General features: G+C 46.0%; 13 protein-coding genes. 3 read left to right on the top strand and 10 right to left on the bottom strand.

What is annotated here, in order from left to right:
* Positions 1–116: 116 nt before the first annotated feature.
* From OM416_RS06120 to OM416_RS06145, 6 genes are all read right to left on the bottom strand, one after another.
* Positions 117–554, bottom strand: a complete 438-nt coding sequence (locus OM416_RS06120; RefSeq protein ID WP_017687436.1) for a hypothetical protein — start codon at positions 552–554, stop codon at positions 117–119.
* A gap of 165 nt (positions 555–719) precedes the next feature.
* Complete coding sequence (locus tag OM416_RS06125) at positions 720–983, bottom strand: YlbG family protein (RefSeq protein ID WP_095290540.1); 264 nt, start codon at positions 981–983, stop codon at positions 720–722.
* Between the two features lie 30 nt (positions 984–1,013).
* Entirely contained in the window at positions 1,014–1,451 is a 438-nt protein-coding gene (locus tag OM416_RS06130) for a YlbF family regulator (RefSeq protein WP_145322858.1), read from the bottom strand.
* A 152-nt stretch (positions 1,452–1,603) separates the two neighbouring features.
* Positions 1,604–3,322: a helicase-associated domain-containing protein gene (locus OM416_RS06135; protein ID WP_264927972.1), complete on the bottom strand. Its 1,719-nt coding sequence runs from the start codon at positions 3,320–3,322 to the stop codon at positions 1,604–1,606.
* Between the two features lie 36 nt (positions 3,323–3,358).
* Positions 3,359–5,053, bottom strand: coding sequence for a DNA repair helicase XPB (locus OM416_RS06140; protein ID WP_264927973.1), 1,695 nt, complete (start codon positions 5,051–5,053; stop codon positions 3,359–3,361).
* Between the two features lie 225 nt (positions 5,054–5,278).
* On the bottom strand, positions 5,279–6,448 hold the full coding sequence (locus OM416_RS06145; protein WP_264927975.1) for a M20 family metallopeptidase: 1,170 nt from the start codon (positions 6,446–6,448) through the stop codon (positions 5,279–5,281).
* Positions 6,449–6,658: 210 nt separating this feature from the next.
* Between OM416_RS06145 and OM416_RS06150 the strand changes: the two genes are divergently transcribed.
* The gene (locus OM416_RS06150) at positions 6,659–7,006 is read left to right on the top strand and encodes a YugN family protein (protein WP_062835371.1); all 348 of its coding nucleotides are present in this window, start codon (positions 6,659–6,661) and stop codon (positions 7,004–7,006) included.
* A 13-nt stretch (positions 7,007–7,019) separates the two neighbouring features.
* On the top strand, positions 7,020–8,309 hold the full coding sequence (gene ftsW / locus OM416_RS06155; RefSeq protein ID WP_264927976.1) for a putative lipid II flippase FtsW: 1,290 nt from the start codon (positions 7,020–7,022) through the stop codon (positions 8,307–8,309).
* 172 nt (positions 8,310–8,481) lie between these two features.
* Here the strand turns inward: ftsW and OM416_RS06160 are convergent, their stop codons facing one another.
* Positions 8,482–8,844 (bottom strand): Asp23/Gls24 family envelope stress response protein, encoded by a 363-nt coding sequence (locus tag OM416_RS06160; RefSeq protein ID WP_017687428.1) that lies wholly within the window; start codon positions 8,842–8,844, stop codon positions 8,482–8,484.
* 183 nt (positions 8,845–9,027) lie between these two features.
* On the opposite strand from OM416_RS06160, the gene cax reads away from it, so the two are divergent.
* Positions 9,028–10,098 carry a calcium/proton exchanger gene (gene cax / locus OM416_RS06165; protein ID WP_264927977.1) on the top strand — a complete coding sequence of 357 codons (1,071 nt, stop codon included), beginning with the start codon at positions 9,028–9,030 and terminating at the stop codon, positions 10,096–10,098.
* 375 nt (positions 10,099–10,473) lie between these two features.
* Here cax and OM416_RS06170 read toward each other — a convergent pair whose 3' ends face one another.
* The 3 genes from OM416_RS06170 to OM416_RS06180 all read right to left on the bottom strand — a co-directional run bounded on the left by OM416_RS06170 (position 10,474) and on the right by OM416_RS06180 (position 12,449).
* Positions 10,474–10,767, bottom strand: coding sequence for a YlaN family protein (locus OM416_RS06170; RefSeq protein ID WP_017687426.1), 294 nt, complete (start codon positions 10,765–10,767; stop codon positions 10,474–10,476).
* Positions 10,768–10,992: 225 nt separating this feature from the next.
* On the bottom strand, positions 10,993–11,238 hold the full coding sequence (locus tag OM416_RS06175; protein ID WP_036614658.1) for an HPr family phosphocarrier protein: 246 nt from the start codon (positions 11,236–11,238) through the stop codon (positions 10,993–10,995).
* A gap of 95 nt (positions 11,239–11,333) precedes the next feature.
* Entirely contained in the window at positions 11,334–12,449 is a 1,116-nt protein-coding gene (locus tag OM416_RS06180) for an aminopeptidase (protein WP_264927978.1), read from the bottom strand.
* Between the last annotated feature and the right edge of the window lie 51 nt (positions 12,450–12,500).

Raw genomic sequence — 12,500 nt, forward strand, 5'->3', positions numbered from 1 at the left:
GATTACACTCTCTACATTGTAGCCGATTTCCCGCTTGGCAACAAAAAAAGCATGCAGCTTGTCTGCATGCGATGATCCTTGAATCTATGATTTCAACGTATTGAATCTACTCAGGCTTACTTGTGCTTGCGGCTATTTTTGACCAGCGTCATTCTTCTTGAATGTCTTAACCATGAATAATATGACTTCAGGTCCCTCAACTCAATGGTCTCCGACATACGTCCCAGAAACGTAACTACAATCATTTTGTGCAGCGGGTTGCCCGCAATATCATATTCTCCTTCAAGTTCGGAAAATTCGGCGACCACAACCAGATCCTCATCAATCAGGTAGACGTCCTGTTCATTACGGTAGTATGGTGTTATACGGTCCTGCTTCAGACACTCCCATAACCACGCTGCAATATGGTCATCATCACTACGTGCAGGCTCAATACGGTCTGCATACCGCATCTTGGCATGATGGGTAATGACGATGTCGGCCACTTTTTTGTCTCCAAGAGCTACGAAAAACGGCTCGTAGGTGCTCCAACGTTGCATCACCTTATCACGCATGGGAATCACTCTCCACCAGATAGGACTTTCTATCTATTTATTACCAAATATATTACAACATAAGTCCCGCAACCTCAAGGCGTAAGTTTAACTTTTTTTCACAAAAGTCCGTTTGTGCATAATTCAAGAAAGGAGCGACCCCAAAGGGCCCCTCCAGTTTCTCGTCTATATTCCGTAAAAGCTTGTTTTGTCCATCGTTTTGCTGGCATACTCAGTTTTGATCTCATTTCGATACGAACGTTCGATCTTGCGCACATAGGAAAGTCGCTTCACGTTTTTCATCGTATCTTCTGCCCGTTCTGCATTAACATACATGACCACATAATGCATACGGCGGGAGATATAATGCACGGTGCCATATTTTTCGAGATTACGGGCAGCCTTCAAATCACTGACCCAAATAATGAATCCAGTCCTTTCCGCAAACATCATCGTTCCCCGCCCTTCTATAAAGATTACTTAACTGCAACCACACTTGCCGCCACTACCGCAGCCGCCCTTCGGATTCGGGTCATTGCTCGGCACCTTAATGGTCGTTGACACGGCGAATGCAATGGTCTCTGACATCTGGAATAACATATCATCCAGGGACTTCTCTGCCTGTTTGAAGCGGGCTACCGCCTCGAAATTTTCCAACTCCTGTTCCAGAGCCTTCACCTGATCTTTCGCTGCATGGTAATCCGGGTGAAAATGACCAAAACGCTGTGTTTCTTCAAACAATTCCTTCTTGGCATTCAGCTTCCGAATCCCCATCTGAATCTCAGGGGTAGTCTCGACTTGCTGCTTCCAATATAAATAATCCGATACTTCGGCAGATTGGTTAATCATGTCGCCCAGTTCATATGCGCCCGTTAACACTTGGGCCATATCGACCGTGTTCATTTCCGCTACGCTCATGAAATATTCATCCTATCTATATATAAAGTTCTACTTAACGTAGACTACCTCATCATAGCATATCCATGAATAGTTAAGAAGAGTTTTTCCTGCAATTAGAAATAAGGGAACCTCGAAAATTCGCCTTTCAACCTGATATTCACTTGAAATAGTCAGGTTATGACATCATCCGGCAGGATAAGACGCATTGTATCCCACTCCGACGGGGAGAATGTACGCCATTCTGTCTCTGCTGCATGCCCACTTGAATCCAACATGCACCAACCGCTTAAAGTCCATTGTTCATGACCCTCCAACTGATGTGGAATGAGGTATTGCGTACAATTTTCCTGTTGTATCCCCAGCTTGGTCTGCCACTCAATGGCTTTGGCAGCAATCTGTCGTGCTGTTGAACTGTGATATCGACGCCACTCCCTGTACCAGGTCTCGGGGATCTCCTCAACCCCCAACAGAGAGAACTTCTTCTCAATGACAGAATGATCACGCTCCAACCCATGCAGAGATGCAGGCACATTAACCAGACCTTGATTATCAGGTGTGTAAAAAGAAGAAGATACACCGCTCAAGACATCTTTTTCTAATAACTTCTGATCCTCTGCGGAGCCTGTACTCGCATCCATTACCTCCATGTTCCGATCTACAGTCAACGGTGCAACATCCGTCTCCTTTGCCCAATCTGCTAACGCAATCCGTACATTCTCCGGTATGCCTGTCAGGGCATAATGATCAATAAAATCCATCACTTCATGCAACCCATACCCTCTGGCTATGGCCGAAATAATCCGTTCTCTCGTCATCCGGTAAATGGACATCCGATCACGCGTTACCCGTTCTGCGCATTGCTCCAGCATCCAGATTACATCAGGCCCGGCTTCTGGTGGCACCAACATTTCAAAATCTGGCTGCATGTAAAATCCACACGGTTCCGCCTCTCCTACCGCCTCTTGGCGTAGATTCAACAGGCTCTGTGGTTCGATCAGCCAACGGAATGCCAATGCTCCCGACTGATCTTCTCCAACGTCGCCATAACCCCAACCAGCCAGTGCATAAAGCCATCCCCTGATCTGAGGTTCACATGTGGAATTCACTATACGACACCATACGTTCTTCCCTAGAGAAAGAACGGCCAATTGATGACGGAAATGCTGTAGAGCAGGCTCGGTATTCCCGTATCTGTCCACACAAGCTTGATATACCTCCTGATGCATCTGTCCCCATGAAAGCTTCAACCATTGCTGTAATTGATGATCTACGATCCGAATTCTCCCCTCTGCCTTCTGAACCAGATTCAGACTGAGCAGTAGATCGAGAAGGATTGCAACGTGAATCGGATACAGGTCCGAATGTTCATATCGGATGCCCAAACCATCAAAGTCTGTCGAAGATAACACGGTGATCGCACTTAATTTCTGAATCGTTTTCTTATGTATAGTTCCCTTACCTGTCAAGGGAAGTCCTTCTCTTCCGATCCAAGCGATCAGATGAAGAAGCTCTGCAGCAATATCCGGCTTTCCCTCCTGTAGTACGTCAGCATGCATTGTCATCTGTTCAACGGTTAAGCCCACTCTTTGCGCGTAAGCAATCGTCAATGTTTCCATCTGCGAAGCTGGAATATAGAATAATTGCTCTCCCCAACTCTTATGAACAGATTCAATCCATCTTTGCCGCCTAAGATTGGCGAATGAATATTTGGCTTCTGCGCCACTTAGTCCTTCGCTGGCCCACTGCTCTCGCGACAGGAGAGAGGAAAAAGGCTGTACGGCATGTTTGTGAAAAATTGCACCAAGTACTCTTTGCTCCACCAAAGTAAGCTTTGACCATGAAGCAAGGTCCATTGCCTCAGACTCATTTACTGATTCAAATGAAGACATTCCTTAATTCCTCCTCTTTTCGCGAGTATAAATGGACTATTCCTTCTCGTGCACAATGGCATATTCATATCCCTGCTCCACCAAGAACATCTGACGGTTTAATGCAAACTCCTGTTCCTTACTATCCTCTGATACCAACGCATAAAAATATGCTTTGTTTTCTCCAGCTTTTGGTCTCAGAATTCTCCCCAAACGCTGTGCCTCTTCCTGCCTGGAACCGAAACTACCGGATATCTCAAGTGCTACAGCGGCATCAGGCAGATCCACAGCAAAATTGGCAACTTTGGATACAACAATCGTTTTAATCTCCCCACGTCGAAAAGCAGCAAACCATTTGATTCGCTCTTGCTGCGACATTGTTCCTGAAATCAAAGGTGCTTCAATTTCCCGGGCAATCAACTCAAGTTGATCCAGATATTGTCCAATTACAAGTGCAGGCAGATCCCGATGACGCTCCAGCAAACGTTTGACCACATGTACCTTGGCCGGATTCTCGGCAGCCAATCGAAATTGATGTTTAACCTCGGCTTGCAGATAATTCGATCTTAATTCTGGGGAGAACGGGATACGTATCTCCTGACATTGTACATCGGCAATCCATCCTTGCTGCTCCAGCTTTTTCCATGGCATATCATAGAGCTTCGGGCCAATCAACGAGAATACATCCTGTTCACAGCCATCCTCTCGAACCAATGTAGCCGTCAATCCCAGTCTTCGAGTAGCTTGAATATCCGCAGTTGCACGAAATACTGGCGCTGGTAACAAATGGACTTCGTCATATATGATCAGACCCCATTGCCGCTCACTGAGCAGTTTGATATGGGTAAAATCAGCATCTTTAGATTTCCGGTGTGTAAGAATCTGATATGTAGCTACAGTCACAGGTTTCACCTGTTTTTTCTGACCGGAATACTCACCAATCTGTTCGCTGGTAATCGTGGTTTTGTCTTGAATTTCCTGAATCCACTGTCGCACAGACGTTGTATTGGAAGTCAAAATAAGGCATTCACATTGAAGCCGCTCCAGCACGGCTATGCCAATGACCGTTTTGCCTGCCCCGCAAGGAAGTACGAGTAAACCACTTCCTCCCATGCCCTCACTGCCTTCGAATGCATCCACAGCTTCTCTCTGGTATGAACGCAACGCAAATCGCTCTGAGTGGTCCTCTGGATCATTGGACCGCCATTCAAATGAAAGTTTGGTTCCCTCCCGATACCCCACATAATCAAGTACCGGGTAACCCAGCCGTGTTAATTCTCTTTTCAATAGACCTCGCTGTTCTCCTGAGAGCAGAAGCTCATGAGCGTCTGTTCGTTCCATACGAAAGGCAGCTATTGTTTTCAATCCGCTTAACTCATCCAGCAACCGCTCATCCTCACTGTAAAGACGCATTCTGGCATGATTTGCTTCGGAATGCAGCTTTAATTTCCCGTACTGATCCATAATCCTTTGAACATCCTGTATGAGTGCAGCAGGCACGTTCCAGCGGGACACCAATTCCAGACTTGCGATGACCTGATCTGCATTCCATCCCAGTGCAGCAGCATTCCAGAGCGACAATGGAGTAATTCGATAGGTATGAAACGCCGCCGGTGTCTTAACCAGTTCTGAATACTTCCCTAGCTGCTCTCTTGCTCTTTGGAACCCAGGGTGTCCGACTTCCAGTAAAACCGTAAAATCCCGCTGAACAATACAAGCATCCGTTCTTTCTCTATGTTCTGTTCCTTCCATTCGAAACTTCCTCCTATCAAAAAAAAGTCCAGTTCCGGCAACTTCCGAAAATGAACCTGTATAATTGCGAGTTCAAAAAGTCTAGTTTTCATATTCGATGCTGATCATGCCGCCAGGCATGATTCGTAATCAAAAGTGGACTTTTTGAACAACATCTATAAAAATCCACAAAAAAACATCCTGCCCATACCTCGGTATGAACAGGATGCCCAACTGCATCTAAAGTCATTCGGCTGTATAACCCTTAGCCATGGCAATAAATAATTTTACGGCCGTCTGCATCGCATCTTCATCAAAATCAAACATCGGATGATGATGCGGATAGATCGCATTTTTATCCGGATTACCTGCTCCAACAAACATAAAGCACCCTGGAACCTTCTGCAGATAATACGCGAAATCTTCCGCTGGCATCAGCATCGGCGACGTTTGCACTCGTTCTGCCCCAAATACTTCTGTAGCTTCCCTGAAGAAACGTGCTGTCTCCAGTTCATCATTCACCACAGGTGGATATCCCATAATATATTTCACTTGAGTCTCTGCCCCGTAAGCGGCCCCTGTCTGGGCCACCATAGTAAGCACTCGCTCTTTCATCCCGTTACGCGTCTCTTCGTCGAATGTTCTTACTGTACCGCTCATTTTGCATTGCTCTGCAATTACATTCTGAGCAGAGCCAGCCTGCATTGTACCAATGGTGAGCACTGCTGGTTGCAATGGATCAACAGAACGACTAACAACCGTCTGAAGCTGCATCACAAGCGCAGAACCCGCGATAAGACTGTCTATCGTGGATTGCGGCATGCCTCCATGTCCACCTTTACCTTTGATCTCAATGTAAAAGTCGTCCGCCGCCGCCATCATCGGTCCTGCTTTACTGGCAACAACACCTACAGGCAGCGGGGTCCACAGATGAATACCGTATATGACATCCACGCCTTCAAGCGCACCATCCGCAATAACTTGGACTGCTCCGCCCGGAAGCAGTTCTTCTGCTGGCTGGAACAAAAAGCGAATCTCGCCTCGGATCTCCTGCTTGTGACGGCTGAAATACAATGCCGTACCGAGCAAGATCGAGATATGACCATCGTGGCCGCATGCATGCATCGCTCCTGCTTGTTGTGATGCGTATTCGATATTCTTCTCATCCTGAATCGGCAATGCGTCCATATCGGCCCGAAGCATGACGACAGGCCCTGGCTTGTCCCCACGTATCGTACCGATGACCCCGTGACCGCCTACATGACGCTTCACTTCAACGCCAAAGCTCTCCAACATATCCGCTACAAAAGAGGATGTCTTCTCCTCATGAAAGGAAACCTCAGGATTGCGATGAAGGTGACGCCGCCATTCCACCATGTGGATCTGCAGATCTTCCCACCATATATTATTAGTCATGTCTCTCCACCCTTTCAATCTTGAACGGGACTTGGATCAAGCCCGAACCTTCCTCTTCAAACCTATTGCTGTATATTGTAGCAGAATTGGAAGAAAACCGATACGAAACACCCCCGGAAAGCTTGCACGGGAAGGGGAAACATACTATCATGAACTAGAGAAATGCACGAGAAATTACACTCGGAAGCTTATGAGGAGGATCAGACGCTTATGATTTTTGAGAATACAGGCTTGGATGGCTTGAAGAGCGACTTGGCATACCTGGATGAGAGCGCCGAGAAAGTCGGATTTGTCCGGTGGCAATGGGAATATTACCGTGCTACATATGACTACAAAATTGAAGATGAACAAACCAAATCAGAATACTTTGTACGCATTAATACCCGCGCAGTGGAAGGCAAATTGGAAAAACCGGATACCGTTCTTGCTGTTGAAGCCGTTTATCTTGGCAAAGCCACCTTCCCTCACGGTCTGGATTATGACTCTTCCGTTCCACAGCCAGTCGTGAAGCTGGCAGCCGAAAAATTACAGCAGCTTAAAGAACTGCTGGAAGCATAGGCTGGGCCAAACGATGAAACAACAAACGGCCCAAACGAAAACGAAGAGAGGCACGCCGGATTTTCAACTGCTAATCCTCACTTTATTGTTGGTGGGCTTCGGACTGGTGATGGTATTCAGCTCCAGTTCCAGCATTGCAATCGCAAGCGAAAGATTTAACAATGATGCCCTTTACTTCACGAAAAAACAACTTATGTGGGCGATTATCGGTCTATTTGGCATGTTCTTTGCCATGAATATCCGCTTCAACAAGTATAAAAAACTCTATGCACCCTTTTTCCTGATCACTACGGTCATGCTGGTGATTGTTTTGATCTCAGGTGCAGTATTGAACGGTGCACGAAGCTGGATTCACATTTTCGGTTTCAGTCTTCAGCCTGCAGAGTTCGCAAAAATTGCTATCATTCTATATCTCTCTGCTCTGATCACCAAAAAAGGTGAGAAATTCAGGGTTTTCAAAACAGGGTATTTTCCCGTCTTGTTCATCGTTGGATTCATTGCAGGACTGATCATGCTGCAACCAGACTTTGGTACCACCTTCATCCTGGTGTCCACCTGTGGTCTCTTGATCTATGCCGGCGGCGCCAGTATGAAACATATCATGGGTTCAATTCTCTTGGTTGTACTCGGTGGAGCACTGGCGTTCGGAGCCAATTCCCTGTTCTCTTCCATGTCTCCTTCAGACACGACGACTGCTGCAACAGCGGTCACTGCCGAACAGAACTACAAGATCGGACGTATTCAGGCATTTCTGAATCCATTATCTGATATTAATGGCGGAAGTCTTAACCTCTACCGCTCCCTTGTGGCCATTGGTGATGGCGGCATGACGGGTTCCGGGATTGGACAAGGTACGATGAAGCTGCACTATTTGCCAAATGCGTATAATGACTTTATTTTCTCCGTAATCGGGGAAGAACTTGGATTCATCGGAAGTACCTTATTCCTTCTGGTTTATCTGTACTTCATCTGGCGAGGTATTATTGTATCTCTTCGCTGTCCTGATCCATTCGGAACACTGGTCGGCATAGGCATCATGGGACTTATTGCGATACAGGCATTTATCAACATCGGCGGTGTAACTCAGACCATTCCGGTGACGGGGGTCACGCTTCCGTTTATCAGTTATGGGGGTACCTCACTCTTTGTGATGATGGTCGCCATGGGCATTTTGCTGAGTATCTCGCGTACCAACAACCTTGACGTGATCAAGGAAGAGAAAACCAAGTCCGTGACTGTACAGACACAGACTCGCACTTCTCCTGCTCTTCGTTCACGGGAGTCCATCCGTCGGATTCGGTGAACGGGATTGGTCGTAAAGGTACGGAACACGTCTCAATACAAAAAAAGCTAACACAAAAAAGGCTGTGCACCCAATTGGATGCGCAGCCTTTTTGTGTGTACCTAGTACACTCTGTCTATCAAGATGGAGACAAGTCAAGATGTCTTTGTCCTCCATCGCGGATTGCGAAATTTTACAGATCGTCGCCTTTGAAAGATACGCCTTCTACCTTTACATTGACTTCAACCACGCGTAATCCGGTCATGGTCTCTACCGCTTCTCTTACATTCTGCTGAAGCATACGGGAAACTTCATGAATCGGGGTTTCGTACAGGACGATGATGCGCAGGTCAATGGCTGCTTCTAGCTGGCCGACCTCAACGCTCACGCCTTTTTGTACGTTTTTACCGCTGAGTCGCTTCGCCCAGCCCTCTGACAATCCTCCAGACATTGCGGCAATTCCGGGCGTTTCCATTGCAGCCATTCCGGCAATTTTTGCAACCACGTCATCGGCAATCCGGATGTTTCCGCTCTCCAGTTGAAGTTGTTCTGCCATGCCACATCCTCCTTCACTTCGTTACTCGTATTTTAAATCCTTTCCACCCCAAAAAGCAAATTAAACTCAAAAAGATGCGTTTACAACCTACCACCATTTGGTTATATTGAAATATGAAAATAATCTCATAAGCGATTTACAATGCAATTCAAAACAAAATAATTTATAACCGAGGTGTTTGTTGTGAGAAACCGGATTTCATCCATTTTGCTGATTGCGTTCTTTGCACTCAGTGCCATCGCCCACCACTTGAAATGGGATTCGATTCTACAGTTCGTGATATCAGCCATTTCGGTTATTTTTGTGGCCGGTTTTTTAGGCAAAGCCACCGAAAATGTTGCCCACTACGCCGGACAGCGGCTGGGTGGATTCTTGAATGCGACCTTCGGCAATGCCGCCGAATTGATTATCGCCATTTTCCTCGTCAAAGAGGGACTGTTCGACATGGTCAAAGCAAGTCTGACAGGCTCCATCATCGGAAATCTGCTGTTAGTGCTCGGGTTAAGTATTTTTGCCGGAGGACTCAAGTTCAAAATCCAGAATTATAATGTTTCACTCGCAGGTTTGAATGGTTCCCTGATGATTGTTGCCATCATTGCCCTGTTTATCCCGGCAGTCTTTCTCAATACACATTCCATTACACAGAAAGACACGAATACACTTAGTCTCATCGTGGCCGGGCTGCTCATTCTCGCGTATATCGCCTGGTTACTATTCTCCATGGTGACGCACAAGAACTACCTTGCAGACGTCACTGAGGATCGTGATGAAGAGCTACCGCATGAACATGCTCCGGCATGGTCCAAGAAAAAATCAATTCTCTATCTGGTGCTCGCAACGGTCATGGTTGCCTTCGTCAGTGAGTGGTTGGTCGGCACGCTCGAAGTATTCACTTCGGAATTTGGACTTAGCGAACTATTTGTCGGTGCATTCCTTGTCGCCATCATCGGTAATGCAGCCGAACACAGTGCAGCCATCATGCTTGCCATGAAAAATAAAATCGGAGCAGCCGTCGAGATTGCTGTCGGCAGCAGCTTGCAGATTGCACTCTTCGTTGCTCCTGTACTGATTTTTGTCAGCTACTTCACAGGTAGAACCATGGATATCGTCTTCACAACGATAGAACTGGTCGCCATCGGCGTATCCGTATTTATTGCGAAGTCGATCACCCAAGATGGTTCTACGAACTGGTATGAGGGTCTACTTCTGCTCGTCGTATATATCATTCTGGGAGTATCTTTCTTCTTGGTATAGCCCGACCCTCACCAAGCTATATAAGTTGAACTAAAGAATATTTACACCGGACACTCCGATGACAGAACAACCTTCCGATCGCTGTTATCCCCAGATTTTTTTGATTCCTTTTATAAAGGGGTAAATCCGGGGATAAAGGCGAACGCTCCGCTTCTTCAGGTTATTTCTGTCCTCTCCGTTTTGTGTAAATGTTTAGTTTAATTTATATAACATTAAAAATAAACAAGCCACAAGAGGCAGCCCAATATACCTTTGGAGCTGTCTCTTCGCTTATACAGGTCTTCGGAGTGACTTACATCACAATCGATTCAGACGTACAAAAAAAGCATGCATAAACGCCTGCATGCCTTCTATTCTGACCCGCGCGATTGCAGGCTATTGCTCATTCTTTTTGTTCAAGGCTTCATATAAAATGGCCAAATTCCGCTCAAGCGCGCTAACCAGCTGCTTACCTGCACCTTCTGGAAGGAGCCCTGCACGAACAGCAAAGTCAACTTCCTTGGAGAACCCATACATCTGTGTATCCAATACTTCCTCATAGAGAGGGCAGTAGCGGGTAGCCAGATTCTCCATCTGTACTTCAATAAGCTTCTGTATTTTATCTGCATCTTCTTGAAGAAGACTGATCGCTTTCAAATTCAGCTGGTCCTGCAGATCAGATGAAGTCATGCATTTTTCCCCCCTATGTCCCAAAAATCGCGTAAAGACGTTCTACCTCTAATATTAGACGAAATGAAGAGCTAATACAAGAACCTGACCAAAATAAGCCCACAAAGTGAAGCCTTCTATTGCAGCTTATTCTCCCTGTTCCAAGGATGTCCAGATGAGTATTCATGTCATGCAATGCCAAAAAACACCCCTGCCAAAAAAGGCAGAGGTGCTTCTTGAGAGCTATTACTCAGATGCGATGCTTACATTCAGTCCATGCTTGGCAAATACTTCTGACATGGCTGCTTTCGCTTCAACTGCATCTGGTCCATGAACATGCAGTTCATAGCTATGCGTGCTGATCAACGTTGTAAACAACCCGAGAATGCTTTTCACATCGATATACTTGTTCTCTGAATGAAGCACGATTGAAGAAGTAAACTTGCCTGCTGTTTGAGCAATTTCCACTACAGCCGCGTTATTACTCGACATAGGAATCCCTCCGTCTTTTTACTTTGGTATCATCTATTAATTACCACTACATGATACCGTGAATCCGCTTTCCTAGCAACAGAAAAATCCTGTTCCTATTTCAAACGGTCCGGATTGAGGCATTCCAGCTCAGGAATAACAAAGATACCATCTTTACGAATCAGCACATCATCAAAATAAATCTCTCCGCCGCCATAATCCGGACGCTGGATCAATACCAGATCCCAGTGAATGGAAGAACGGTTTCCGTTATCTGTTTCTTCATACGCCTGACCTGGCGTAAAGTGCAAGCTGCCTGCGATTTTCTCATCAAACAGAATGTCCTTCATTGGGTGCAGGATATGCGGGTTAAATCCAATCGCAAATTCACCAATATGACGAGCACCCTCATCCGAATTCAGGATTTCATTCAAGCGCTCTGTATCGTTACTTGTCGCTTCGACAATTTTGCCATCCTTGAACGTGAACTTGATATTTTCAAAAGTCACTCCATTGTAAAGGGTTGGTGAGTTATAACTAATCGTTCCGTTCACGGAATCACGTACAGGGGCACTGTACACTTCACCATCCGGAATATTTTTCTGGCCAGAACATTTCTCTGCACCGATATCTTTAATGGAGAAGCTCAACTCTGTTCCAGGTCCCGTGATGCGAACTTTGTCCGTCCGTTTCATCAGGTTAGCCAGTGAGTCTTGTGCTTTGTCCATTTTGGCATAATCCAGGTTACATACGTCGAAGTAGAAATCTTCGAACGCTTCTGTACTCGTATTCGCGAGTTGCGCCATACTTGCGTTAGGGTAACGAAGTACAACCCATTTCGTATGTTTGACACGTTGTTCACTATGTACCGGGTGGGAGTACAAAGAATTATACATTTTCATTTTTTCTTCCGGCACATCGGACAGATCATTCACATTTTCTCCCGCGCGAATACCGATATAACAATCCATCTGTTTCATGCGATTCAGATCAATCTCTGCCCACGTTTTCATCATTTCTTCTGTCGCAGTTTTCAGCATAGCACGCTGTACGGTCTTATCGGTCAACTGTACAAAGACGTTACCACCTTTTTTGCCTACCTCTTCAATAATGGCGTTAATCAGATCACGTTCCGATCCAATCATCTCAACCAATACATTTTCACCAGGCTGTACATCTACAGAATAGCCCACCAGGCTTGCTGCAAGCTTTTGAATTCTTGGGTCCTTCATCTTGGTAAAATCCTCCTGTCATCTGCCTTGCTTGAATTGAACAACGGTAAA

The organism is Paenibacillus sp. LS1, from assembly GCF_026013365.1.
GTDB lineage: Bacteria > Bacillota > Bacilli > Paenibacillales > Paenibacillaceae > Paenibacillus.

Excerpts from the sequence above, each read along its gene's own strand:
- ftsW (WP_264927976.1), top strand. The coding sequence starts at position 7,020 with ATGAAACAACAAACGGCCCAAACGAAAACGAAGAGAGGCACGCCGGAT.
- OM416_RS06175 (WP_036614658.1), bottom strand. The coding sequence starts at position 11,238 with ATGTCGAGTAATAACGCGGCTGTAGTGGAAATTGCTCAAACAGCAGGC.
- OM416_RS06160 (WP_017687428.1), bottom strand. The coding sequence starts at position 8,844 with ATGGCAGAACAACTTCAACTGGAGAGCGGAAACATCCGGATTGCCGAT.
- OM416_RS06130 (WP_145322858.1), bottom strand. The coding sequence starts at position 1,451 with ATGAGCGTAGCGGAAATGAACACGGTCGATATGGCCCAAGTGTTAACG.
- OM416_RS06140 (WP_264927973.1), bottom strand. The coding sequence starts at position 5,053 with ATGGAAGGAACAGAACATAGAGAAAGAACGGATGCTTGTATTGTTCAG.
- OM416_RS06135 (WP_264927972.1), bottom strand. The coding sequence starts at position 3,322 with ATGTCTTCATTTGAATCAGTAAATGAGTCTGAGGCAATGGACCTTGCT.
- OM416_RS06180 (WP_264927978.1), bottom strand. The coding sequence starts at position 12,449 with ATGAAGGACCCAAGAATTCAAAAGCTTGCAGCAAGCCTGGTGGGCTAT.
- OM416_RS06120 (WP_017687436.1), bottom strand. The coding sequence starts at position 554 with ATGCGTGATAAGGTGATGCAACGTTGGAGCACCTACGAGCCGTTTTTC.
- OM416_RS06145 (WP_264927975.1), bottom strand. The coding sequence starts at position 6,448 with ATGACTAATAATATATGGTGGGAAGATCTGCAGATCCACATGGTGGAA.
- OM416_RS06125 (WP_095290540.1), bottom strand. The coding sequence starts at position 983 with ATGTTTGCGGAAAGGACTGGATTCATTATTTGGGTCAGTGATTTGAAG.
- OM416_RS06150 (WP_062835371.1), top strand. The coding sequence starts at position 6,659 with ATGATTTTTGAGAATACAGGCTTGGATGGCTTGAAGAGCGACTTGGCA.
- OM416_RS06170 (WP_017687426.1), bottom strand. The coding sequence starts at position 10,767 with ATGACTTCATCTGATCTGCAGGACCAGCTGAATTTGAAAGCGATCAGT.